General features: G+C 74.7%; 20 protein-coding genes and 1 tRNA gene. 14 read left to right on the top strand and 7 right to left on the bottom strand.

All coding sequences use genetic code 11. From position 1 onward, the window contains the following. Positions 1 to 495 carry a MarR family winged helix-turn-helix transcriptional regulator gene (locus EDD39_RS02840; RefSeq protein WP_030464051.1) on the bottom strand — a complete coding sequence of 165 codons (495 nt, stop codon included), beginning with the start codon at positions 493 to 495 and terminating at the stop codon, positions 1 to 3. A gap of 119 nt (positions 496 to 614) precedes the next feature. On the opposite strand from EDD39_RS02840, the gene EDD39_RS02835 reads away from it, so the two are divergent. Further along, complete coding sequence (locus EDD39_RS02835) at positions 615 to 1,412, top strand: methyltransferase domain-containing protein (protein ID WP_123553217.1); 798 nt, start codon at positions 615 to 617, stop codon at positions 1,410 to 1,412. A gap of 49 nt (positions 1,413 to 1,461) precedes the next feature. Here the strand turns inward: EDD39_RS02835 and EDD39_RS02830 are convergent, their stop codons facing one another. From EDD39_RS02830 to EDD39_RS02820, 3 genes are read right to left on the bottom strand one after another with little or no spacing between them, the layout of a single operon-like run. Next, positions 1,462 to 2,313, bottom strand: a complete 852-nt coding sequence (locus tag EDD39_RS02830) for a DMT family transporter (protein ID WP_030464049.1) — start codon at positions 2,311 to 2,313, stop codon at positions 1,462 to 1,464. Positions 2,314 to 2,368: 55 nt separating this feature from the next. After that, positions 2,369 to 3,082 (bottom strand): TetR/AcrR family transcriptional regulator, encoded by a 714-nt coding sequence (locus tag EDD39_RS02825; RefSeq protein WP_244256578.1) that lies wholly within the window; start codon positions 3,080 to 3,082, stop codon positions 2,369 to 2,371. Further along, positions 3,079 to 4,047, bottom strand: a complete 969-nt coding sequence (locus EDD39_RS02820; RefSeq protein WP_123553215.1) for an acyl-CoA desaturase — start codon at positions 4,045 to 4,047, stop codon at positions 3,079 to 3,081. Before EDD39_RS02820 ends, EDD39_RS02825 begins: the two co-directional genes overlap by 4 nt. A 218-nt stretch (positions 4,048 to 4,265) precedes the next feature. Here EDD39_RS02820 and EDD39_RS02815 point away from each other — a divergent pair. The 6 genes from EDD39_RS02815 (at position 4,266) to EDD39_RS02790 (ending at position 8,982) form a co-directional block, all read left to right on the top strand. Further along, positions 4,266 to 4,336 (top strand) — tRNA-Gln (locus EDD39_RS02815). A gap of 113 nt (positions 4,337 to 4,449) precedes the next feature. Further along, complete coding sequence (gene glmU, locus EDD39_RS02810) at positions 4,450 to 5,895, top strand: bifunctional UDP-N-acetylglucosamine diphosphorylase/glucosamine-1-phosphate N-acetyltransferase GlmU (protein ID WP_123553214.1); 1,446 nt, start codon at positions 4,450 to 4,452, stop codon at positions 5,893 to 5,895. Between the two features lie 155 nt (positions 5,896 to 6,050). Next, complete coding sequence (locus EDD39_RS02805) at positions 6,051 to 7,031, top strand: ribose-phosphate diphosphokinase (protein ID WP_123553213.1); 981 nt, start codon at positions 6,051 to 6,053, stop codon at positions 7,029 to 7,031. 245 nt (positions 7,032 to 7,276) lie between these two features. Beyond that, complete coding sequence (locus tag EDD39_RS02800) at positions 7,277 to 7,876, top strand: 50S ribosomal protein L25/general stress protein Ctc (protein ID WP_123553212.1); 600 nt, start codon at positions 7,277 to 7,279, stop codon at positions 7,874 to 7,876. Positions 7,877 to 7,984: 108 nt separating this feature from the next. Beyond that, positions 7,985 to 8,560 carry an aminoacyl-tRNA hydrolase gene (gene pth / locus EDD39_RS02795; protein WP_123553211.1) on the top strand — a complete coding sequence of 192 codons (576 nt, stop codon included), beginning with the start codon at positions 7,985 to 7,987 and terminating at the stop codon, positions 8,558 to 8,560. A 197-nt stretch (positions 8,561 to 8,757) separates the two neighbouring features. Next, positions 8,758 to 8,982, top strand: a complete 225-nt coding sequence (locus tag EDD39_RS02790) for a hypothetical protein (RefSeq protein ID WP_123817531.1) — start codon at positions 8,758 to 8,760, stop codon at positions 8,980 to 8,982. A gap of 80 nt (positions 8,983 to 9,062) precedes the next feature. On the opposite strand, the gene ppc is transcribed toward EDD39_RS02790, so the two are convergent. Then, positions 9,063 to 11,861 carry a phosphoenolpyruvate carboxylase gene (gene ppc / locus EDD39_RS02785; RefSeq protein WP_425269633.1) on the bottom strand — a complete coding sequence of 933 codons (2,799 nt, stop codon included), beginning with the start codon at positions 11,859 to 11,861 and terminating at the stop codon, positions 9,063 to 9,065. A 194-nt stretch (positions 11,862 to 12,055) separates the two neighbouring features. Here ppc and EDD39_RS02780 point away from each other — a divergent pair, with 194 nt between their 5' ends. Next, on the top strand, positions 12,056 to 13,321 hold the full coding sequence (locus tag EDD39_RS02780; protein WP_123553209.1) for a sensor histidine kinase: 1,266 nt from the start codon (positions 12,056 to 12,058) through the stop codon (positions 13,319 to 13,321). A gap of 42 nt (positions 13,322 to 13,363) precedes the next feature. On the opposite strand, the gene EDD39_RS02775 is transcribed toward EDD39_RS02780, so the two are convergent. Together EDD39_RS02775 and EDD39_RS02770 are read right to left on the bottom strand one after the other, a co-directional pair. Beyond that, positions 13,364 to 13,879: an SUKH-3 domain-containing protein gene (locus tag EDD39_RS02775; RefSeq protein ID WP_051829162.1), complete on the bottom strand. Its 516-nt coding sequence runs from the start codon at positions 13,877 to 13,879 to the stop codon at positions 13,364 to 13,366. Positions 13,880 to 13,921: 42 nt separating this feature from the next. Continuing rightward, entirely contained in the window at positions 13,922 to 14,377 is a 456-nt protein-coding gene (locus EDD39_RS02770) for a YwqJ-related putative deaminase (protein WP_123553208.1), read from the bottom strand. Between the two features lie 306 nt (positions 14,378 to 14,683). Here EDD39_RS02770 and EDD39_RS02765 point away from each other — a divergent pair, with 306 nt between their 5' ends. The 6 genes from EDD39_RS02765 (at position 14,684) to EDD39_RS02740 (ending at position 22,890) form a co-directional block, all read left to right on the top strand. After that, the gene (locus EDD39_RS02765; protein ID WP_244256577.1) at positions 14,684 to 15,868 is read left to right on the top strand and encodes a Gfo/Idh/MocA family protein; all 1,185 of its coding nucleotides are present in this window, start codon (positions 14,684 to 14,686) and stop codon (positions 15,866 to 15,868) included. Next, positions 15,865 to 16,848, top strand: a complete 984-nt coding sequence (locus EDD39_RS02760) for an NAD-dependent epimerase/dehydratase family protein (protein WP_123553207.1) — start codon at positions 15,865 to 15,867, stop codon at positions 16,846 to 16,848. Before EDD39_RS02765 ends, EDD39_RS02760 begins: the two co-directional genes overlap by 4 nt. Positions 16,849 to 16,992: 144 nt before the next feature. Beyond that, complete coding sequence (locus EDD39_RS02755; protein ID WP_123553206.1) at positions 16,993 to 18,129, top strand: DegT/DnrJ/EryC1/StrS family aminotransferase; 1,137 nt, start codon at positions 16,993 to 16,995, stop codon at positions 18,127 to 18,129. A 140-nt stretch (positions 18,130 to 18,269) separates the two neighbouring features. Continuing rightward, a complete protein-coding gene (locus tag EDD39_RS02750; RefSeq protein ID WP_123553205.1) occupies positions 18,270 to 19,379 on the top strand; it encodes a DegT/DnrJ/EryC1/StrS family aminotransferase in 1,110 nt (369 codons plus the stop codon). Between the two features lie 120 nt (positions 19,380 to 19,499). Next, complete coding sequence (locus EDD39_RS02745) at positions 19,500 to 20,501, top strand: HNH endonuclease (protein WP_123553204.1); 1,002 nt, start codon at positions 19,500 to 19,502, stop codon at positions 20,499 to 20,501. Between the two features lie 28 nt (positions 20,502 to 20,529). Next, the gene (locus EDD39_RS02740) at positions 20,530 to 22,890 is read left to right on the top strand and encodes an SUKH-4 family immunity protein (RefSeq protein WP_123553203.1); all 2,361 of its coding nucleotides are present in this window, start codon (positions 20,530 to 20,532) and stop codon (positions 22,888 to 22,890) included. The last annotated feature ends 121 nt before the right edge of the window (positions 22,891 to 23,011 follow it).

The following is a 23,011-nucleotide window of genomic DNA, read 5'->3' as shown; positions in this document are numbered from 1 at the left end:
TCAGCTGCTGCGGTCGAAGGGGGTGACCAGGCTGCGCAGCAGGGCGGCGAGTTCGGCCTGCTGGGCGGGGGCGAGCCGGGCGAGGATCTCGCGCTCGTGGGTGAGCAGGCCGGCCAGCGCCTGGTCGGCCTGGTCGCGTCCGGCCTCGGTGAGGCGGACCAGGACGCCGCGGCGGTCGTCCGGGTCGGGGAGGCGGACGACCAGGCCCTTGGCGGTGAGGCGGTCGATCCGGTTGGTCATGGTGCCGGAGGTGACCAGGGTCTGGGTGAGCAGCTGGCCGGGGGAGAGCTGGTAGGGGGAGCCGGCCCGGCGCAGCGCGGTGAGGACGTCGAACTCCCAGGGTTCGAGGCCGTGCTCGGCGAAGGCGGTGCGGCGGGCGCGGTCCAGGTGGCGGGCGAGGCGGCTCACCCGACTGAGGACCTCAAGCGGTTCCACGTCGAGGTCGGGGCGCTCTCGGCGCCATGCTGCGACCAGGCGGTCGACCTCGTCCTCCATGTCGATCAGTGTATCGGGGGGTGTGTCGATGTGAAGTCTCTTGACATCAAGAGATAACAAAGGAAGTCTCGGCGGCAACAGAGATATCTTGACGTCGAGATACTTTCGGGAGCCGCGCCATGCCCGCCCACTGGGACGCCGACCAGTACCTGCGCTACGCCGACCTGCGCAACCGCCCGTTCGCCGACCTGCTCGCCCGCGTCCCCGACCTGCCGCCCCGCCCCACCGTGCTGGACCTCGGCTGCGGCCCCGGCAACTCCACCGCCGCACTGCGCCGCCGCTGGCCCGACGCCCGGCTGCTCGGCCTGGACACCTCGCCCGAACTGCTCGCCCAGGCCCGCGGCGCGGACGGCGAACCCACCGCCGAGTACCGCGAGCAGGACGTCACGGCGTACGACCCGGCCCCCGAGCGGCCCGACCTGATCGCCTCCAACGCCGCCCTGCACTGGATGGACACCGACACCGCCGACCACCTGGAACTGCTGCCCCGCTGGGCGGCCGCGCTGCGCCCCGGCGGGGTGATCGCCTTCCAACTGCCCGGCAACTTCGCCGCCCCCAGCCACACCCTGCTCGCCGAACTGCGCCGCACCCCGCGCTGGCGCGACCGGCTGGCCACCGCCCGCCCGGACGCCTCCTGCCACGCACCGGACCGCTACGCGCGGACCCTGCTGGCGGCGGGCTGCACCGCGGACGTCTGGGAGAGCACGTACACGATGGTGCTGCCGGGGTCCGACCCGGTGCTGGAGTGGGTCAAGGGCTCCGCCCTGCGCCCGGTGCTGGACCTGCTGCCGGAGGCGGAGGAGCGGGCGGAGTTCCTGGCCGAGTACGGGGCGCTGCTGCGCGAGGCGTACCCGGCCGGCGGGCACGGCACGCTGTTCCCGTTCCGCCGGGTCTTCGCCGTCGCCGTCAAGCGCTGACGGGGCGCCGCCGGGGTCTTCGCCGTCGCCGTGCCGGGCCGACGGGGCGTCACTTCGCGCCGGGCAGCGCCGGGTGGCGGCCCAGCACCACCACGCCGACCACGATCGCGGCCAGCCCGGCGCTCTGCCAGGCCAGCGCCCCGGGGGTGACCCGCAGCCGGTCGCCGAGGAAGCCGACCGCGCAGGCGATCCCGGCCAGCGGCTGGGCGGCGGTCAGCGCGGGCAGCGACATCCGCAGCGGCGCCGCCTCGAACGCGGACTGCACCAGCAGCAGCCCGACCACGCCCAGGCCGAGCACCGTGTACGGCGGCCAGGAGAGCAGCGCGGCCGCCGCCCCGTCCCGGTCGATCCGGTCGAAGGTGGTGCGGGTGAGCGCGTCCTGCAGGCCGTAGAGCAGTCCGGCGGCCAGCGCCAGCAGCGTCGCCTCCTCGAACAGCGGCAGCCGGCGGGCCACCGCGACCAGCAGCAGGGCCAGCCCGGAGACGACCCCGAACACCAGCCAGTAGCGCAGCGGCCCGGCGGCCGGGCCGCCACCGCCGGGCTGCCCGGCGGCGATGAACGCGGTCACGCCGAGCGCGATCAGGGCCACCCCGACCCAGCCGGAGCGGCCCAGCCGGGTGCCGGTGATCCGGCCGGCCAGCAGCATCGCCCAGACCAGGTTGGTGGCCAGCAGCGGCTCGACCAGCGCCACTTCGCCCTGGCTGAGGGCGAGCGCGGAGAGCACCTGGCCGCCGATCATGAAGGCGATGCCGAGCAGCCAGTCGGGCATCCGCATCAGGTCGAGCAGCAGCCGCCAGCGCAGCAGGTCGCCGCTGGGCGCGCGCTGGGCGGCGTGCTGCTGCAGGACGAATCCGGCGCCCAGGCAGCAGGCCGCGCCGAGGGCCAGCAGGAAGACCGCCACGGGTGCTCCTGTCGCGGAGGCGGCCCGGGATCCCGATACGGCCCCGGGCCGGTCGTCAGTTCTTGCGGTCGCCCACCAGCTTGGGGTGCCGCTCCAGGCCCTCCAGGCCGTGCCAGGCGAGGTTGACCAGGTGGGCGGCGACCTCCGCCTTGGCGGGCTTGCGCACTTCCAGCCACCACTGGCCGGTCAGCGCCACCATGCCGACCAGCATCTGCGAGTACATCGGCGCCAGCCGGGCGTCGAAGCCCCGGGACTTGAACTCCAGGCCCAGGATGTCCTCGACCTGAGTGGCGATGTCGCCGATCAGCGAGGCGAACGAGCCGGTGGACTGGGCCACCGGCGAGTCCCGGACCAGGATCTTGAAACCGTCGGTGGAGGTGTCGATGTAGTCCATCAGCGCGAACGCGGCCTGTTCCAGCAGCTCGCGGGAGTGCCCGCCGGTGAGCGCGCCGGTGACCATGTCGAGCAGCAGCTGCATCTCGCGGTCGACCACCACCGCGTACAGGCCCTCCTTGCCGCCGAAGTGCTCGTACACGACGGGCTTGGAGACCCCGGCGCGCTCGGCGATCTCCTCGACGGAGGTGCCGTCGTAGCCGCGTTCGGCGAAGACCGCCCGGCCGATCTCCAGCAGCTGCTCGCGGCGCTGCTTGCCGGTCATCCGCACCCGGCCGGCCGTCTTGCCCCCGCTGCGGCGCGAGGGCTGCCGATGGCCGGCGCTGTCTCCGTTGGTCCCGTTCACCCCCCCATCATGCTGCAGGCGCTGACTCATGCGGCGCGGCGGGCGGCGATCCGCTCCGCGCCGGGCCAGCGGACGTCGTGCGCCCAGCCCGCCCGCTCGAACCAGCGGATGACCCGGGCGGAGGAGTCGACCTGGCCGCGCAGCACGCCGTGCCGGGCCGAGGTGGGGTCGGCGTGGTGCAGGTTGTGCCAGGACTCGCCGCAGGAGAGCACCGCCAGCCACCACACGTTGCCGGACCGGTCGCGGGACCTGAAGGGGCGCGAACCCACCGCGTGGCAGATCGAGTTGATCGACCAGGTGACGTGGTGCAGCAGCGCGACCCGGACCAGCGAGCCCCAGAAGAAGGCGGTCAGCGCGCCCTGCCAGCTCCAGGTGGCCAGGCCGCCGACCAGCGCGGGCAGGCCGAGCGAGATCAGCGTCCACAGCCAGAACAGCCGGGAGATGCGCCTTATGGCCGGGTCGCGGACCAGGTCGGGCGCGTAGGTGAGCTGCGAGGTCTGCTCCTCGTCGAACATCCAGCCCATGTGCGCCCACCACAGGCCCTTGAGCAGCGCGGGCAGGCTCTCGCCGTAGCGCCACGGCGAGTGCGGGTCACCGTCCTTGTCGGAGTACCTGTGGTGCTTGCGGTGGTCGGCGACCCAGCGCACCAGCGGGCCCTCGACGGCCAGCGAGCCCAGCACCGCCAGGCCCAGCCGCAGCGGGCGGTTGGCCTTGAACGCGCCGTGGGTGAAGTAGCGGTGGTAGCCGACGGTGATGCCGTGGCAGGTGAGGAAGTACATGCCGACGGCGAGTCCGGCGTCCAGCCAGGACAGGCCCCGGCCCCAGGCCACCGGGACGGCGGCGAGCAGGGCCAGGAACGGCACCGCGATGAACAGGACCAGGGTGGCGCGCTCCAGCGCGCCCTGTTTCTCGCCGCCCCTGGTGGCGGACAGTGCGGTGGCGGTCTGTTCGTCCTCGGCGGCGCGCGGCGGCGCCTGCCCGGCCTGGATGGTCATGGCGCTTCCCGGGGGAGAGAGGGGTCCGGCGGAATACCTACGTGTCCGTAACTTACGGCATCGTAAGTACCGGGCCGGGGAGGGCGGAAGGCCCGTGCGCGGACGTGTCGCACTGTTCGCCCGGCGGATTCCGCCCCGTCGACGGGGCGCCTTCGCGGAAGGTGGTGGAGCTACGGGCCGTCAGCCCTTAGGCTGTGCTGGGCGCGCAGCGCGCCCTTTCCGCCGTGGTGTAATGGCAGCACAGGGCCCTTTGGAGGCCTTTGTCTGGGTTCGAATCCTAGCGGCGGAGCCCCTTCCGGCCCGGCAGCGTCCCGGCCCGACCGTTTCGGACGGTTTCCGTTCGTTTTCTCTCGGTATTGTTCGGTGCGCCCTCAACCCGCATCGACCGAGGAGTCTCCCCGCGTGAGTGCCAACCAGCCCGCCGCCGTGATCGTGCTCGCCGCCGGGGGCGGTACCCGAATGAAGTCCAAGGCGCTGCCGAAGGTGCTGCACGAGATCTGCGGGCGCTCCCTGGTGGGCCACGCGGTCTCCGCCGCCCGGGAACTGACGCCCGGTCAGCTCGTCGTGGTCACCGGCCACCTGCGCGAGCTGGTCCACGCGCACCTGGCCGAGCACTACCCGGCCGCCCGCCCGGTCGTCCAGACCGAGCAGAACGGCACCGGCCACGCCGTGCGCACCGCGCTGGAGGCGCTGGCCGCCGACGGCGTGCAGCTGGACGGCACCGTGCTGGTCACCACCGGCGACGCCCCGCTGCTCACCGGCGCCACCCTGCGGGCGCTGGCCGCCGCGCACGCCGGGCAGGGCAACGGCGTCACCGTGCTGACCGCCGAGGTCCCCGACGCCACCGGCTACGGCCGGATCCTGCGCGGCCCGGACGGCGCGGTCTCCGCGATCGTCGAGCACAAGGACGCCACCGCCGAGCAGCTGGCCGTCAACGAGATCAACTCCGGGGTGTTCGCCTTCGACGCCAAGCTGCTGGCGCTCGCGCTCTCGCTCGTCGGCACCGACAACGTGCAGGGCGAGGAGTACCTGACCGACACCCTGGAGATCCTCCGCCGCGAGGGCCACCGGGTCGGCGCGGTGGTCGCCGCCGACCACCGGGAGATCGTCGGCATCAACGACCGGGTGCAGCTGGCCGCGGCCCGCCGGCTGCTCAACGACCGGCTGCTGGAGGACGCCATGCGGGCCGGCGTCACCGTGGTCGACCCGGCCTCCACCTGGCTCGACGTCCAGGTGACCTACGAGCCGGACGCGCTGGTGCACCCCAACACCCAGCTGCGCGGCGCCAGCCACCTCGGCGAGGGCTGCGAGGTCGGCCCGAACAGCACGCTCACCGACACCGCGGTCGGCGCGGGCGCCCGTGTGAGCAACACCACGGCCGAGCGCGCCGAGATCGGGCCGGAGACCTCGGTCGGCCCGTACGCGTACCTGCGGCCGGGCACCCGGCTGGCCCGGAAGGCGAAGGTCGGCACCTACGTCGAGATCAAGAACTCGGAGCTCGGCGAGGGGGCGAAGGTCCCGCACCTGTCGTACATCGGGGACGCCACCATCGGCGAGGGCACCAACGTGGGTGCGGCGTCGGTCACAGTCAACTACGACGGGGTGAACAAGCACCGGACGGTCATCGGGGCCCACTGCCGCACGGGTTCCGACAACATGTTCATCGCCCCGGTGACGGTCGGTGACGGCTCCTACACGGCGGCCGGCTCGGTGATCACCAACGACGTCCCGGCCGGTTCGCTGGCCGTCGCGCGGGCCCAGCAGCGCAACATCGCGGGCTGGGTTGAGCGGAAGCGGCCCGGTTCGGCCTCCGCCCGGGCGGCCGCGGAGGCCAACGGGACGGAGTAGTCGGACGGGGCGGCCGGGGATCTTGAGGAGTGGTCCCCGGCCGTCGGACCGGTGGCGGGGCGCGTAACCTGAAGTACACACGTGCGCCATCGGGCCTGTTCGGCCGTGCCTCGGCGTACTCACCCAGAGTGGCAATACATCGAGGAGACGGTGCAGTGAGCGGGATCACGACCTCCGGTGAGAAGAAGCTCAAACTCTTTTCCGGCCGTGCCCACCACGGACTTGCCGAGGAGGTCGCCCGCGAGCTGGGCACCGAACTCGTCCCGACCAAGGCCCTGGACTTCGCCAACGGCGAGATCTACGTCCGCTTCCTGGAGTCCGCCCGCGGCGCGGACTGCTTCGTGATCCAGAGCCACACGGCTCCGATCAACCAGTGGATCATGGAGCAGCTGATCATGATCGACGCGCTCAAGCGCGCGTCGGCCCGCAGCATCACCGCGATCCTCCCGTTCTACGGCTACGCCCGGCAGGACAAGAAGCACCTCGGCCGCGAGCCCATCTCGGCCCGCCTGGTCGCCGACCTGCTGCGCCAGGCCGGCGCCGACCGGCTGATGGCCGTGGACCTGCACACCGCGCAGATCCAGGGCTTCTTCGACGGCCCGGTGGACCACCTGTTCGCGCTGCCGATGCTCGCCGACTACGTCGGCAACCGGGTCCCCGACCGCTCCAAGCTGACCATCGTCTCCCCGGACGCCGGGCGCGTGAAGGTCGCCGACCAGTGGTGCGACCGCCTCGGCGCCCCGCTGGCGATCATCCACAAGCGCCGCGACATGTCCCAGGCCAACACCATCCTGTCCGCCGAGGTGGTCGGTGACGTCAAGGACCGGGTCTGCGTCCTGGTCGACGACATGATCGACACCGCCGGCACCATCTGCGCCGCCGCCGACGCGCTCTTCGACGCCGGCGCCGCCGACGTCATCGTGGCCGCCACCCACGGCGTGCTCTCCGGCCCCGCCGCGGACCGGCTGAAGAACTCCCGGGTCAGCGAGTTCGTGTTCACCAACACCCTGCCGACCCCGGCCCAGCTCCAGCTGGACAAGATCACCACGCTGTCGATCGCCCCGTCGATCGCCGCCGCGGTGCGCGAGGTGTTCGAGGACGGATCGGTCACCAGCCTCTTCGAGGGCGTGCACTGACCCCTCGTCAGCCCCTTCCCCGGCCCCCGGCTCCGCACGGAGCCGGGGGCCGATTTCACGTCCGCGCCACCGCCCGGTTAGTCTTGGGAGACTGCTCGGCGAGGGATGCCCACTTCGGTGCTCCGTGATCGACGCGCGAGAACGATGCGCCTTGATCGAACCGCCGAGCGTCCCCCCAACACTTGAGGGTGTGGCCCGGCGGTTCTGTCGTTCCTGCACCCCTTCGCTTCACGAGGAGTGCAGTCGTGTCCGAGATCCGCATCGCCGCCGAGTCCCGCACCGAGTTCGGCAAGGGTGCCGCCCGTCGTGCCCGTCGCGCCGGCTTCGTCCCCGGTGTCGTCTACGGCCACGGCCACGCCCCGGTGCACCTGAACCTGCCCGGCCACGACCTGATGATGGCGCTCAAGACCCCGAACGCCCTGCTGGTCGTCCCGATCGAGGGCAAGGACGAGTACGTGCTGCCGAAGGCCGTGCAGCGCGAGGCCATCAAGCGCTCCATCGAGCACGTCGACCTGCTGCTGGTCAAGCGCGGCGAGAAGGTCACCGTCGAGATCCCGGTCCACACCGAGGGCGAGCTGGCCCCCGGCGGCAACCTGATCGAGAACGTGCTCAACGCCCTCCCGATCGAGGCCGAGGCCACCCACCTGCCCGAGTCGGTCACCGTCTCGGTCGAGGGCCTGGAGGCCGGCGCCGCCATCACCGCCGGCGACATCACCCTGCCGTCCGGCGTCACCCTGGCCGTCGAGGCCGACGCCGTCGTGCTGCAGGTCATCGGCGCCCAGGCCCCCGAGGCCACCGAGGAGGCTGCCGACGAGGCCGCCGCCGACGAGGCCGTCGAGGCCTGATCACCCCGCTTCGCTGCCCCGGCCGTCCCGCCCCGTGCGCGGACGGCCGGGGCAGCGGCGTGTCCGGGATGATGTGACGGTACGGAGAACACCCGCGTGAGGAGCGGCATGAGCGAGTACGACGGCCCCTGGCTGGTGGTGGGCCTCGGCAACCCCGGCAAGGAGTACGCCCGCAACCGGCACAACATCGGCTTCATGGTGGTCGAGCTGCTGGCCCGGCGGATGGGGGCGAAGTTCAAGGCCCACAAGAGCCGCGCCCAGGTCGCCGAGGGGCGGCTGGCCGGGAAGCGGGTCGTGCTGGCCGAGCCGATGAGCTTCATGAACCTCTCGGGCGGGCCGGTCACCGCGCTGCGCGACTTCTACAAGGTGCCCACCCCGGCGATCGTCGCCGTCCACGACGAACTGGACCTCGACTACGCGGCGCTGCGGCTGAAGACCGGCGGCGGCGACAACGGCCACAACGGCCTCAAGTCGATCACCAAGTCGCTCGGCCCCGACTACCACCGGGTCCGCTGCGGGATCGGCCGCCCGCCGGGCCGGATGGAGGTCGCCGACTTCGTGCTCAAGGACTTCTCCTCCACCGAGCGCAAGGACCTCGACTGGTTCGTCGACCGGGCCGCCGACGCCGTCGAGGCGCTGCTGGCGGACGGCCTGGAGCGGGCCCAGCAGAACTACAACTCCTGACCTCCGCACCCCCGTTGACACCCGGTGCTGGCGGCACCGGATTCGACCACCCTCCGTACACAACGTTCATGCAACGCTTGCCCGGTGGAAGCTGACCGGGGGTCAGAAACGCCGTGCGATCGGATACCGTCGGATTCGGTGCAGCAAGGATTGAAGTGCCGTCTATGGGGGTATCGACCGTGATCCGGTCACAGCGCGTGGGCAAGGTCGTCGGGGGCACCGTCCTGTGCCTGGCCGCCGGGGGGTGGGCCGTCGGGCCCGCCGCCGCGGCCGAGCCCACCACCGTCCCGGAGCCCGCCGCGGCCCGGATCGCCCCGCCGCCCGGCTCGGTCGGCTCGGCCGGCCTGTACGCGGTCGGCGGCGGCCTGGTGGTGGTGGCCGGCGGGGCCGCGGCCTGGCTGCGCAAGCGCAAGAAGGCCTGAACGGCGGGCACGGCGAACGGCGGCGGCCCGCCCCCTCGGTGGACGAGGGGGCGGGCCGCCGTTGCGTTGCGGGGGGCGGGTCAGCCGGTGTTGCGCAGGCCCGCCGCGATGCCGTTCACGGTGAGCAGCAGCGCCCGGGCCCGCAGCGGGTCCTCGGGACGGCCGGCCGCGACCTCCTCGCGCTGCCGGCGCAGCAGCGCGACCTGCAGGTAGGAGATCGGGTCGAGGTAGGCGTCGCGCACGGTGAAGGTCTGCTTGAGGACCTCGTCGTGCTCCAGCAGCTCCGACTCGCCGGTCAGCCGCAGCACCTCGCGCAGGGTCAGGTCGTGCTCGGCGACGATCTGGTCGAAGACGTGGTGCAGCTCGGCCGGGACCAGCTGCTCGACGTAGTGGCGGGCGATCCGCAGGTCCGTCTTGGCCAGCGTCATGGCGACGTTGGACAGGAAGTTGCGGAAGAAGTGCCAGTTGCCGTGCATCTCGTCCAGCACGTCGCCCAGACCGGCCGCGCGGGCCGCCGCCAGGCCGGAGCCCACGCCGTACCAGCCGGGCACGATCTGCCGGGACTGCGTCCAGCCGAACACCCACGGGATGGCCCGCAGGCCGTCCAGACCCGCGCCGCTGTCGGGACGGCGGGACGGGCGGGAGCCCAGGTGCAGCGAGGCCAGCTGGTCGACCGGGGTGGCGGCGAAGAAGTACTTCGGCAGGTCCTCCTGCTCGACCAGGGCCCGGTAGGAGGTGTGCGCGGCGGCCGAGACCCGGTCCATCGCGGCGTCCCAGCGGGCCAGCTCCTCGGGGGCCTGGCGGGGCGCGGTGTGCAGCGCGGACGCGGCCAGCGTGGCGGAGAGGGTCAGCTCCAGGTTCTCCCGGGCCAGCGAGGGCAGCAGGTACTTGTCGCTGATCACCTCGCCCTGCTCGGTGACCTTGATCTCGCCCTCCAGGGTGCCCCAGGGCTGGGCCAGGATCGCCTCGTGCGAGGGGCCGCCGCCGCGGCCGACGGTGCCGCCGCGGCCGTGGAAGAGCCGCAGCCGGATGCCGTAGCGGTGCGCGACGTCGCGCAGCCGGCGCTGGGCGCGGTGGATCTCCCACTGCGAGGTGGTGATGCCGCCGAACTTCGAGGAGTCCGAGTAGCCGAGCATGACCTCCTGGATGTCGCCGCGCAGCGACACCAGCAGCCGGTAGGAGGGGTCGGAGAGCATCTCGTCCAGGATCCGGTCGGCCTCCTGGAGCTCGTCGGTGGTCTCCAGCAGCGGCACGATGCCGATCTTGGCGATGCCCGCGTGCAGGTCGATCAGCCCGGCCTCGCGGGCCAGCACGGCGGCCGCGAACACGTCGTCCGCGCCCTGGCACATCGAGATGATGTACGACTCGACGATCTCGTCGCCGAACCGCTCGAAGCCCTCGCGGATGGTGGTGAACACGCCCAGCGTCTTGGCGCCCGCGGCGTCCAGCGGCGCCGGGGTCGGGGCCAGCGGGCGGCGCGAGCGCATCTCCTTGGACAGCAGGCGCTGGCGGTACTCGCGCGGCATGTCGGTGTAGCGCCACGCCTCCTCGCCGAGCCGGTCGAAGAGCTGGCCCAGCGCGTGGTGGTGCGCCTCGGCGTGCTCGCGCACGTCCATGGTGGCCAGCTGCAGGCCGAACGCCTCGATGGTGCGGATCGCCCGGGCCAGGCGGCCGTCGGCGATCAGGCCGCCGCGGTGGGCCCGCAGCGAGTCCTGGATCAGGCGCAGGTCGGCCAGCAGGTCGCGGGTGCCGACGTAGTCCCGGCCCGGGGTGGGCGCGGTGCCGGCGGCCAGCCGGTCGCGGGTGTTCTCCAGCTTGATCCGGATGCAGGTGGCCTTCAGCCGGTACGGCTCCTCGGCGTTCATCCGCTTGTAGCGCGGGCTGAGCTCCGGCAGGTGCGCCAGGTCGGCGTCCAGCGAGGCCAGCAGCTCCTCGGAGGCCCCGGCCAGGCGGACCGAGGTGGAGAGCGCGGCGCGCAGGTCGTCGATCGCCTCCAGGGCGTCCTTGATGCCGTACTCGTGCTGCAGGTTGAGCACGTCCCAGGTGACCCGCGGGGTGACGTTCGGGTTGCCGTCGCGGTCGCCGCCGATCCAGGTGCCGAAGGTCAGCGGGCGCACGCCCTCGGGCAGCTCCAGGCCGACCCGGGCCAGCTCCTCGTGCAGCTCCTCCAGCACCTCCGGGACGGCGTCGCGGTACAGCTCGTCCAGGTAGTAGACGGCGTTGCGGGCCTCGTCGGTGGGCTCCGGGCGGGCGATCCGCAGCTCGTCGGTCTGCCAGAGCAGGTCGATCACCTCGGCGAGGCGGCGGTCGGCCTGGCGGCGGGCCGAGGTCTGCCGGGCGCTGTCGGCCCGGCCGGTGGCGGCCTGCTCGCGGTGGATGCGCTCCAGCAGTTCGCCGACCCGGCGCAGCTTGTTCAGCACCGAGCGGCGGGCCGCCTCGGTCGGGTGCGCGGTGAACACCGGGCGCACCGCGAGGTTGGCCAGGGTGTCCTCCAGGTGCTTCGGGTCCGCCTCCTTCAGCTGGTCCACGGTCTGCGACAGCAGCGAGCCCTCCCGGGCCCGGCGGTCGGCGAACTCCCGGCCGCGGTGCACCTGCTCGGTGACGTTCGCCAGGTGGAAGTAGGTGGAGAAGGCCCGCACCAGCTTCGCGGCGGTGTCCAGGTCGATCTCCGCCAGCAGCTGCGCCGTCGCCTCGCCGTCGGTGCGGCTCAGCAGGCGCACCTGCTCGACCAGGCCCAGCAGTTCGGGGCCCTCCTGGCGGACCAGGGTCTCCCCGAGCAGATCGCCGAGGCGGCGGATGTCCGCACGCAGCGCGGCGTTGTCGTCCGCGTCGGCGATCACGGAAGGGTTGTCCGCCGGAGTGGGGACCGGAGCGGTCACGGCTGTCTCCCTGTGGTGGTGGGGTTTCGGCAACGGCTCTGACATCACCGCGGTGCGGGTGACGGGTGGCGGACCGCGCTGTCCGACGGGCAACAGCATAGGTGGCACGGGGTGCCAGAACGGAGAGGTGGCCGGATGGCGGACAGTTGCCCCGGCGCCGCCGGCCCGCCGTCGGCACTGCGTATGGTGGCGGCATGAGTGAGAAGCCGTCGGGGGACGGCCCGTGGTGGTGGGCGCGGCGGCGCGGCGCGGCGCTGGACGTGGCACTGGCCGCGGTGTCGGCGGCGGAGTGCGCCGCGGGGGCGTACGGACTGGTCCGGGACCGGCTCGACTGGGGGCTGCCCGCGACCGTGGTGTGCGTGGTGCTGGGGGCGCTCGCGGGGGCGTCGCTGGTGGTGCGGCGGCGCTGGCCGGTGGTGCCGGTGGTGGTGGCGCTGGTGTTCGTGCCGGGCTTCTTCGGCGTGGTGCTGCTGGTGGTGTCGCTGTACACGCTGGCGGCGACCTGGGAGTGGCCCTCGCGGCGGGCCCGGGTGCTGGTGCTGTCGGCGGTGGCGATGGTCGAGACCTTCGGCATGGTGCTGTTCGCCACCACCGCGCCCAGCAAGGCGCCGCCCGCCGAACCGCTGCCGCCCACCTGGGTGTTCGTGGTGATCTCGGCGTTCGTCGCGGTCGGCATGGCGGTGGCCCCGATGGTCACCGGCCTGTACGTGGGGGCCCGGCGGCGCCTGGTGGAGTCGCTCAAGGACCGGGCGCAGGGCCTGGAGGGGGAGTTGAGCCTGCTGGCCGACCAGGCCCGCGAGCGGGCCTGGCGGGCCCGGGTCGAGGAGCGCACCAGGATCGCTCGGGAGATGCACGACGTGGTCGCGCACCGGGTCAGCCTGATGGTGGTGCACGCCGCCGCGGTGGAGCGGATCGTCCCCAAGGACCCGGCCAGGGCGCAGCAGTCGGCGCGGCTGATCGGCGAGACCGGCCGGCAGGCGCTGGACGAGCTGCGGGAGATCCTCGGCGTGCTGCGGATGACCGAGCCGCAGGAGCAGGTGGAGGCCCCGGTGGGCGGCCTGGCCGAACTGCCGGAGCTGGTCGAGCAGTCCCGGGTGGCGGGCATGGCGGTGACCCTGACGGTCAGCGGCGAGCGCCTGGAGTACGTCGCGGAGGCCGAGCAGACCGCGTACCGGGTGGTGCAGGAGGGCCTGACCAACGCGCACAAGTACGCGGGCGGGGCGCGGGTCGCGGTGCTGCTGGCGTACGTGCCGAACGGGGTGCGGGTGTCGGTGGTGAACGAGTGCCCGGGCGGGGTGGCGCCGGTGGCGCTGCCGAGCGGCGGCAACGGGCTGGTCGGGATGCGCGAGCGGGTGGTGGCGCTCGGCGGGGCCTTCCACGCCGGGCGGGAGGACGGCGGCGGGTTCCGGGTCGAGGCGGTGCTGCCGTCCCGGCTGCGGCGCCCGACCGCGCCGGCCTGACGGCCCGTCGGGCCGGGGCGCGGTCCGGCCCGGTGCCGGCGGTCAGTCCTGGGCGGTGCGCAGCCGGTGCGGGGCGCGGCCCAGCACCAGGGTGCCGATCGCCCGGTCGACGCTGTCGCCCAGGAACCACTCGCCGGTGTGGTCGAGGCTGTAGACCCGGCCCTGCTCGTCGATGGCCAGCAGGGCCTGCCCGTACAGCTCCTCGCCGAGCGGGGCGAGCCGGGTGTCCAGGGCCCGGCCGAGGTCGGTCAGGGTGCGCGGGGCGTGCAGGCCGCAGCGCGGGTCGAGCAGGAACGGGGTGCGGGCCAGGGTGTCGCCCGGGCCCGGGACGTCGAAGGCCAGGCCGCCGAACTCGGCCCAGGCCTCGATCGCGGCCGGGAACACCGCGTGCTGCGGCTCCAGCGGGCCGCCGTACGCGACCAGGGCGTCGGCCCACAGTTCGGCCTGCCGGATCTCCCAGCGGCCGGGGTGCCAGCCGGCCTGCTTCAGGGCGGCTGCCACGTCGGCCGGGAAGCGGGGCTGGGTGCGGACGGTGCCGGCGTTCAGGGTGTGCTCCACGGGCTCGGGGACGGGGGGACGGGGGCGCTCGGTGGCGCGGGCTCAGCGGCCGGGCGGGCCGACCGCGACGCTGGCCACGTTCAGGTGGTCCAGCAGCGGGCCGCAGGAGCGGCACGGCGGCGCGTGCGTGCCGTGCGCCGGGTCCCCCTCCTCGCGGATCCGCAGCGTGGTCATCCGGGCCCCCTTGAGCGCCTTGCGGGCCTCCTGCACGGTCATCGGCTTGCGCGCGGCCCGCTTCGAGCGCGACGCGTCCACCTGCCCCAGGTACTGGGAGAGCAGCGCCGCCTCCGGGCAGCGGCCGACGAAGCGCTCGCGCTTCTCCACCGGCAGCCCCGCCAGGAACTCGCCGACCAGCGGGTGCAGCACCGGCGCGAGCTCCGACTTGTCCCCGGCCAGGGTGTGCACCGTGCCGCCGCGCAGCGACAGCGCCGCCGCGACCGCGGGCAGCAGGCTGTCGCGCTGGTGGCGCAACACGGGCGGCGGGCCCGACTGGTCCATGGCTGCTCCTCGGCGTCGTACGCGGCACGGCTCCGCCGCTGCCGGTGGCCGGCCGGCGGACGGTGGATCACGCAGGGTAGCGGGACCCACGGACAGTGAATCCTCACCCCAGAGCATCCAGCCTGCCAAACCGATCCGGCGCACGCCGCGCCGGGGTGCGGACACGGGGCGCGCGGAGGTGTACGGAGGGCCGAACTGCCGCCGCCCGCGCCCCGGGTGGCCGCCACCGGTTTTGCCGATTGTGCCCCGACGGGCCGGGCCGGGCCGGTACGGTTCGAGCGACGCGGCGGCAAGGGGGGTCTTGCGATGGGGTCGAACGTCGTGGCGCACGAGGCGCCCGGGGAACACGTGCCCACACCGGGCAGCACCGAACGGAAACCCGACCGGCGGATCGGCCTGGCCGTGGTCGGCGCCGGCTACTGGGGCCCGAACCTGGTCCGCAACGCCCAGCAGACCGCCGCCCTGCGGCTGCACTGGCTCTGCGACCTCGACGAACAGCGCTCCCGCACGGTCCTCGGCGAGTACTCCACCGTCGCCTCCACCACCTCGTACGAGCAGGTGCTCGCCGACGAGCGGGTCCGGGCGGTGGCCATCGCCACCCCGGCCGGCGCCCACCACGCGCTGGCCCGGGCCGCCCTGGAGGCCGGCAAGCACGTCCTGGTCGAGAAGCCGATCACCACCACCGTCGCCGAGGCCGCCGACCTGGTCGCCCTCGCCGAGGAGCGCGGCCTGGTCCTGATGTGCGACCACACCTTCTGCTACACGCCGGTGGTGCGCCGGATCCGCGAACTCGTGCACGGCGGCGAGATCGGCGACGTCCAGTTCTTCGACTCGGTGCGGATCAACCTCGGACTGGTCCAGCCCGACGTCGACGTGCTGTGGGACCTCGCCCCGCACGACCTGTCCATCCTCGACTTCGTCCTCCCGCCGGACGTCGAACCCGTCGGCGTCAGCGCCCAGGCCGCCGACCCGATCGGCGCCGGCCGGGCCTGCGTCGCCTACCTGACGCTGCACCTGTCCAACGGCGCGCTCGCCCACTGCCACGTCAACTGGCTCTCCCCGACCAAGGTCCGCACCACGCTGATCGGCGGCTCCCGCCGCACCCTGGTCTGGGACGACCTCAACCCGCAGGCCCGGCTGGCGATCCACGACCGCGGCGTCGACCTCACCCCGCCCGACGAACTCACCGACGCCATCCGGCACCGCGCCCTGATCTCCTACCGGGTCGGCGACGTGGTCGCCCCCGCCCTGGTCGAACAGGAGGCGCTGCGCAACGTGATGGCCGAGTTCGCCGCCGCCATCACCGAGGGCCGCGCCCCGCTCACCGACGGCCGGGCCGGACTGCGCGTGCTGCGCCTGCTGCACGCCGCCTCCCGCAGCCTCGAACTCGGCGGCGCGACCGTCCCGGTGGACGCCGGCACCGGCACCGCCGACGACACCGCGCTGCTCACCCGCCGACTCCCCGCCCAGCAGAAGGCCGCCGCCCGATGAACGCCGCCGTCCCGCTCGAAGGCTCCCGCTGCCTGGTCACCGGCGGCGCCGGCACCATCGGCTCCGCCGTCGTCGACCAGCTGGTCGAGTCCGGCGCCCGCGAGGTCGTCGTCCTCGACAACTTCGTCCGCGGCCGGGCCGCCAACCTGGACCGCGCGCGGGAACTCGCCGCCCCCGGACAGCTGAAGGTCGTCGACGGCGACATCCGCGACCGGGCCCTGCTGCGCGAACTGCTCGCGCCCGGCACCGACGCGCTGTTCCACCTCGCCGCGATCCGGATCACCCAGTGCGCCGCCGAACCCCGGCTCGCCCTGGAGGTCATGGTCGACGGCACCTTCGACGTGGTCGAGGCCGCCGCGGAGACCGGCGTGCGCAAGGTGATCGCCTCCTCCACCGCCTCGGTGTACGGCCTCGCCGACACCTTCCCGACGCCCGAGACCCAGCACCCCTACCGCAACGACACCCTGTACGGCGCCGCCAAGGTCTTCAACGAGGGCCTGCTGCGCAGCTTCCACGCCATGCACGGCCTCGACTACGTCGCCCTGCGGTACTTCAACGTGTACGGCCCCCGGATGGACGTGCACGGCCGCTACACCGAGGTGTTCATCCGCTGGATGGAGCGGATCGCCGCCGGACAGCCCCCGCTGATCTTCGGCGACGGCGCCCAGACCATGGACTTCGTCTACACCGAGGACATCGCCCGGGCCAACCTGATGGCCGCCGCCGCCCCCGTCACCGACCGGGTCTACAACATCGCCTCCGGCACCGAGGTCTCGCTGCGCGGCCTCGCCGACGCGCTGCTCGCCGCCATGGACTCCGACCTCGACGTCGAGCACGGCCCGGCCCGGGACACCGCCGGCGGCGTGGTCCGGCGGCTGGCCGACGTCTCCGCCGCCGAACGCGACCTCGGCTGGAAGCCCGAACTCGGCCTCGACGAGGGGCTGCGCAGACTCGTCGCCTGGTGGCGCGCGCAGGCCTAGGCCCGCAGCGCGCACGGGAGGTGCAGGGGCGCGGGCGACCGCGCGGATCGAAGGCCCCCGCCGGCCGGGACGCGCCGCGGCGGGGACGGGGAGCCGTACGCGGGCGCGACCGCGGCCGTGCGTGAACCGAAGGAGCCCACCGCCATGTCCACCATTCCCGTCATGATCCCCTGGCTCGGCGAGGAGGAGGCCGAGGCCGCCGCCGCGGCCGTCCGCTCCGGCTGGGTCGCCCAGGGCCCCCGGGTGGCCGCCTTCGAACGGGCCTTCGCCGAACACCTCGGCGTGCCGCACGCCGTCGCGGTCTCCTCCTGCACCACCGCCCTGCACCTGGCGATGATCGGCGCCGGCGTCGGCCCCGGCGACGAGGTCGTCGTCCCCTCGCTCTCCTTCATCGCCACCGCCAACGCCGTCACCTACGTCGGCGCCACCCCGGTCTTCGCGGACGTCGACCCGGCCACCGGCAACCTCACCCCCGACACCGTCGCCCCGCTGCTCACCGACCGCACCCGGGCCGTCGTCGCCGTCGACCAGGGCGGCGTCCCGGTCGACCTGGACGCGATCGCGGCACTGGTCGAACCGCGCGGCGTCACCGTGGTCCAGGACGCCGCCTGCGCCGCCGGCTCCGTCTACCGCGGCCGCCCGGCCGGCGCGGGCGCCGAACTCGCCGCGTACTCCTTCCACCCGCGCAAGCTCCTCACCACCGGCGAGGGCGGCATGGTCACCTGCCGCGACGGCGAACTCGCCGCCCGGCTGCGGCGGCTGCGCGAGCACGGCATGAGCGTCTCGGCCGCCGACCGGCACGCCGGGGCGGGCGGCGCGGGCGCCGTCGAGACCTACGACGAGATCGGCTACAACCACCGGATGACCGACGTCCAGGCCGCGATCGGCCTGGTCCAGCTCGGCAAGCTCCCCGCGATGACCGCCCGCCGGCGCGAACTCGCCGCCCGCTACCGGGAACTGCTCGGGGCGGACCTGGCCGCCGGGCTGGTCGGCGACCCGGCGCACGGCAGCACCAACTTCCAGTCGCTGTGGCTGCTGCTCCCCGCCGGCGCCCCCGACCGCGGCGAGGTCCTCGCCCGGCTCGCCGCGGACGGCGTCTCCGCGCGGCGCGGCATCATGGCCGCGCACCTGGAGGCCCCGTACAAGGGCACCGCCCGGGTGCCGCTCCCGGTGACCGAGACGCTCACGGCGCGGACGCTGATCCTGCCGCTGTACCACTCGCTCACGCACGGGCAGCAGGAGCACGTCGTCGCGGCGCTCAAGGCCGCGCTGGGGCGTTAGACCCCGGGGGCGCGCCCACGTGGAGCTTCCCCCCTCGCCGCGATCTTTCCGTCGTCCGTCTTCCGCTTCGCGCAGTTCCCCGCGCCCCTGGTTGCACGCTTCCGCGCAGGTGACCCGCGCCCCTGGTCCGAGAGGTTCCCGTGACGAACAGCATCCCCCTGGTCGACCTGCACGCCGCGCACGCCGAGATCGCCGAGGAGGTCCGGGCGGGCTTCGACGCGGTGCTGGCGAGCGGGGCCTACGTGAAGGGCCCCGAGGTGGCCGCGTTCGAGCGGGAGTACGCGGCGTTCTCCGGGGCCGGGCACGCGGTGGGGACGGCGAACGGCACCGATGCGCTCGAAATGGCGCTGCGGGCCCTGGAGTTGGCGCCGGGCGGCGGGGTGGTGCTGCCCGCGAACACCTTCGTGGCGACCGCCGAGGCGGTGGTCCGGGCCGGGCTGCGGCCGGTCCTGGTGGACGTGGACGAGGAGCACCTGCTGATCGACGTCGCGCAGGCCGCCGACCGGGTGCCGACGTCCGTCGCGCTGCTGCCCGTCCACCTGAACGGCCAACTCGCCCCGATGGAACACCTGCTGGAGGCCGCCGACGGGCTGCCGGTGGTCGAGGACGGCGCCCAGTCGCAGGGCGCCACCCGGCACGGGCGGCCGTCCGGCAGCTGGGGGCGGATCTCGGCGACCAGCTTCTACCCGGGCAAGAACCTCGGCGCGTACGGCGACGCCGGCGCGGTGGTCACCGACGACGCCGCCCTCGCGGAGGCGGTGCGGCTGCTCGGCGACCACGGCTCGGCCCGCAAGTACGTCCACGAGCGGTTCGGCTTCAACTCCCGGATGGACGCCCTGCAGGCCGTCGTGCTGCGCGCCAAGCTCCGCCGCCTGCCCGCCTGGAACGAGGCCCGCCGGGCCGCCGCCGAACGCTACGACAAGCTGCTCGGCGGCCTGGACGGGATCACCCTGCCGCGCACCCTGCCCGGCAACGCGCACGTCTGGCACCTGTACGCGGTCCGGGTCGACCGCGGCCGGGACGGCGTGCTCGCCGCCCTCCAGCAGGCCGGGATCGGCGCCGGCGTGCACTACCCCGTCCCGGTCCACCTGCAGCCCGCGTTCCGGCACCTCGGGCACGGCGCGGGCGCGTTCCCGGTCACCGAGCGGGCCGCCGGGCAACTGCTCACCCTGCCGCTGTTCCCCCAGCTCACCGAGGGGCAGCAGCACCGGGTCGCCGAGGCGCTGGCCGCCGCGCTGCGCCGCCGCTGACCCGCCGCCGGCGCCCGGGCCCCGATGCCCCGCCGGGTACCCCCGTGCCCCTGAACGCGAACGGCCGTTGCCCTACGCTGGTCCCCGAGGACATCGGCTTCTGCCAGTGGGGGACCACAGATGACGACAGGTCGGCCCGGCACCGCCGCCGTGCCCAACGCGGCGTACGCGGGCCAGGTGGTGCAGTTCCCGGACCCGGTCCGGGCCCAGCGGCACCCCGGGGGCGTGCGCGTCGACGAGAACGGCTACCCGGACTTCTCGCCGTACGCGGCCGCCGCCGCCGAGGTCGCCGACCCGCCGGCCGGCTTCGGCGTCGACGAACTGCGCCTGACCGACTACGTGTCGGCCAACGCCGCGCTCTACACCCAGGGCCACGAACTCTGGGCCGACCTGGACAGCGCCGTCGCCACCCCGCCCGGCTGGACCTGGCACCACGTGGTCGGCCGGGCCGCCCCCGGCTGGCGGCGGATGGAACTCGTCCCGGTCGAGGTCAAGGCCCTGCTGCGGCACCACGGCGGCCTGGCCCGCTCCACCGCCGACCACACCCGGCGCGGCACCCGCCCGCTCCAGGACCGCCGCCCCGCGCACTTCTCGCTCGCCAAGGACGGCGGCGACCCGGTCGCCGTCACCGAGGACCTGGTCCAGCGCGCCGAGCAGCGCCTCGGCCACCCGCTGCCGACCGCCTACCGGGACTTCCTGAAGCTCACCGGCGGCCGCGGCCCGGCCGGCGTCGCCCTCGACGTGGACCTCGGCCTGCTGGTCGACCAGCCGTTCCTCACCCTCAGCGAGGAGTACGGCACCCACGACCTGGTGTACGCCAACAAGTGCCTGCGCGACCACCTCACCAAGGACCACCTCGCCGTCGCCTACCTGCAGGGCGGCCTGCTGACCGTCAAGGTCCGCGGCGAGGGCACCGGCTCGGTCGCCTTCCTGCCCTACGACGACGCCCGCGACGACGGCTCCGACGAACCCGTCGAGCAGCGCGTGCAGCGCCTCCTGCTGCCCTGCGGCGACAGCTTCGACGCGTTCCTGCTGCGCCTCGCCGGCGGGCCCGCGGAGCTGGAGACCGTCGCCGAACTCATGGTGGACGGCGGCTTCGCCCGCGCCGTCCCGGTGAACTGAACGAACGACAGGGGTGGGACGAGACGTGGTGACCACGTACGCGCAGGCACAGGAGACCGCCGAGGACTGGATCAACGCCGGGGTGCCGCGCTCGCAGCACCGCGAGGTGAAGGTCCGCGAGTTCGACCTCGGCTACGTCTGCTGGGCCGTCGACGGCAGCGAGCACACCGGCGGCCCCGGCACCTCGCTGCGCCTGGTGATCGCCCGCGACAGCGGCGCCAGCACGCTCTGGCCGCCGCTGCCGGTCAACGAGGTGGTCCGGCAGTTCGAGGAGCTGTACGGCACCGGGGGCGCCCCCAACCCGGCCGGCGCGGCCAAGCCGGTGCGCGGCGCCGTCGAGGCGACCTCCTTCCTGCTCAGCCCCCCGCAGTGGCTGCAGGAGGCCGGGGCCGCCGCGATCGCCGCCGAGGCCGACCGGCTCGGCGCGCCCGCGGCCCCGGCTGCTCCGGCGGCCCCCGCCGTGCCGGCCCCGCCCGCCGCGCCGACCCCGCCGTCCCCGCCGTCCGCGCCGTCCGCGCCGTCCGTGCCGCAGCCTGTCCAGCAGGCCGCGCCGGTCGCGGAGTCCGGCGAGGAGGGCCCCAGCTACTTCACCGGTGCGCCCGCCCCCGGGGCGCCCGTCCCGCCGCCGCCCGGCTCCGAGGCCGCCACCGTGCTCGCCCCCGGCCGGCCTGACGCGCCCGTCCCGCCCGGCGCCACCCCGCCGTTCCCGGTCGGCGGCCCCGGCACCCCGGCACCCGCCGCCCCCGTGCCGCCCGCCGCCCCGGTGCCGCCGGGCCCGCCCGCGAACGCGGTCAACTACGCGGCGACCATGCTCGCCACCGACGGCCCGCCCGGCCTGATGGGCCTGCCCGGCGCCCCCAGCCCCGGCGCCCCGCTGCCCGGCGGCGCCGCCCCGCTCGGCCGCGGCGGCCCCGGCGCCCCGCCGCCGCCCCCGCCGAACGACCTGCTGCCCTCCAGCGGCGGCCCCGCCCAGCACACCGGCGGCCGCAGCGGCCCGGGCGCGCCCCCGCCGCCCCCGCCGAACGACCTGCTGCCCTCCAGCGGCGGCCCCGCCCAGCACACCGGCGGCCGCGGCGGCCCCGGCGCCCCGCCGCCGCCCGCCCCCGACGCGCTGCGCGCCGGGGGCGCCCCGGCGGCCCCGGCCGCGCCCGCCGCCCCGGCCGCCCCCGAGGCCGCCGCGGTCGCCTACCAGGCCACCCAGCTGGCCCCGGCGATCGAGCTGCCGCCGGGCGCGACCCCGCCGTTCCCGCTGCCCGGCCAGCAGCCCCCGCCGTTCCCCGGGGCGCCGCAGGGCGCGCCGCCGTTCCAGGCACCCCCGCCGCCGCCGTTCCCGGGCGGGCCGCAGGGCCACGGCTTCCCGCCCGGCGCCCCCGGCCCGGTGCCGCCGCCGGCCGCGCCCGTGCCGCCGCCGTCCGGCGCGCCCACGGTCGGCCCCGGCACCACCGCCGTGGTCAACTACCGGGGCCCGGACGGCTCCGAGCTGAGCCTGGTGATGACCTCCGAGCTGGGCACCCCGCACCCGGAGTGGCGGGCCCTCCAGGAGCTGCGCCGCCTCGGCGTGCCCGCCGACCAGGTGCTGGAGGTGCACACCGAACTGGAGCTGTGCGACCTGCCCGGCGGCTACTGCGCCCGGATGGTCAAGGCGTCCTGGCCGAACGCCCGGATCAGCCACACCGCCCCGTACGGCCGCGACACCGCCGCCCGGCAGGCCGGCATGAACGTGCTGCAGGAGCACGTCGAGCAGCTGCACCAGCTGGTGTCGGCCCCGCACCGGGCGCGCACCGTCCGGGTGCCGCTGCCCCCGCCCGGCACCGTCCCGCAGCTGCCGCCCCCGCCGCCGCAGCAGCTCGCGGCGGAGCTCGGCGCGATGTTCGGCCCCTCGATGTTCCGGTTCGAGCAGCGCGCGGTGGCCCGCCAGGGCGTGCCGGAGGCGGTCGCCCAGACCCTGATGTGGGTCGGCCTGCCGCGCGAGTTCGCGCCGTTCTTCTGGGCCCAGGCCCAGGAGGGCCGCCCCATCCCGACACTGGCCGAGCTCGCCGCCGAACGCGGCCTGCCGCCCGGCCCGGACTTCGGCGGCTACCTGGTGCTCGGCAACGACTACGGCCGCCAGCTGTGCGTCCAGTACGGCACCGCCGCGGTGGTCGCCGTCGACCTCGAGAACCCGGCCGAGCCGCCGCGCTTCGTCAACTCCGGGGTCCCCGAGTTCGTCGCCTGCCTGTCGGTGCTGGCCCGGATGTGGCACCTGCGGCACGGCCTCACCCACGAGCAGGCGGCCCGCTGGACCACCGACCTCCAGGCCCAGCTGCTGGCCGCCGACCCGGCCGCCGTGCACACCCCCGAGAGCTGGTGGGCGGTCCTGGTCGAGCAGCTCTGGGACGGGCTGCTGTGACCGGGCCTCGCGCGGCCGGTTCGCCCGGCCGCGCGAGGACGCCCTGTTTGGTTTGCGTTCGTATCTGCGCAAAATAGGTCAATGGGACGGTTCACCCGTCCCGCCAGAACCACGCACCCGG

Source organism: Kitasatospora cineracea (assembly GCF_003751605.1).
Lineage (GTDB): Bacteria > Actinomycetota > Actinomycetes > Streptomycetales > Streptomycetaceae > Kitasatospora > Kitasatospora cineracea.
Note: the sequence above shows the minus strand (reverse complement) of the source record. Positions and strands in the feature narration are given on the sequence as shown.

Excerpts from the sequence above, each read along its gene's own strand:
- EDD39_RS02840 (WP_030464051.1), bottom strand. The coding sequence starts at position 495 with ATGGAGGACGAGGTCGACCGCCTGGTCGCAGCATGGCGCCGAGAGCGC.
- EDD39_RS02835 (WP_123553217.1), top strand. The coding sequence starts at position 615 with ATGCCCGCCCACTGGGACGCCGACCAGTACCTGCGCTACGCCGACCTG.
- EDD39_RS02825 (WP_244256578.1), bottom strand. The coding sequence starts at position 3,082 with ATGAGTCAGCGCCTGCAGCATGATGGGGGGGTGAACGGGACCAACGGA.
- EDD39_RS02820 (WP_123553215.1), bottom strand. The coding sequence starts at position 4,047 with ATGACCATCCAGGCCGGGCAGGCGCCGCCGCGCGCCGCCGAGGACGAA.
- pth (WP_123553211.1), top strand. The coding sequence starts at position 7,985 with ATGAGCGAGTACGACGGCCCCTGGCTGGTGGTGGGCCTCGGCAACCCC.
- EDD39_RS02780 (WP_123553209.1), top strand. The coding sequence starts at position 12,056 with ATGAGTGAGAAGCCGTCGGGGGACGGCCCGTGGTGGTGGGCGCGGCGG.
- EDD39_RS02770 (WP_123553208.1), bottom strand. The coding sequence starts at position 14,377 with ATGGACCAGTCGGGCCCGCCGCCCGTGTTGCGCCACCAGCGCGACAGC.
- EDD39_RS02765 (WP_244256577.1), top strand. The coding sequence starts at position 14,684 with ATGGGGTCGAACGTCGTGGCGCACGAGGCGCCCGGGGAACACGTGCCC.
- EDD39_RS02760 (WP_123553207.1), top strand. The coding sequence starts at position 15,865 with ATGAACGCCGCCGTCCCGCTCGAAGGCTCCCGCTGCCTGGTCACCGGC.
- EDD39_RS02755 (WP_123553206.1), top strand. The coding sequence starts at position 16,993 with ATGTCCACCATTCCCGTCATGATCCCCTGGCTCGGCGAGGAGGAGGCC.
- EDD39_RS02745 (WP_123553204.1), top strand. The coding sequence starts at position 19,500 with ATGACGACAGGTCGGCCCGGCACCGCCGCCGTGCCCAACGCGGCGTAC.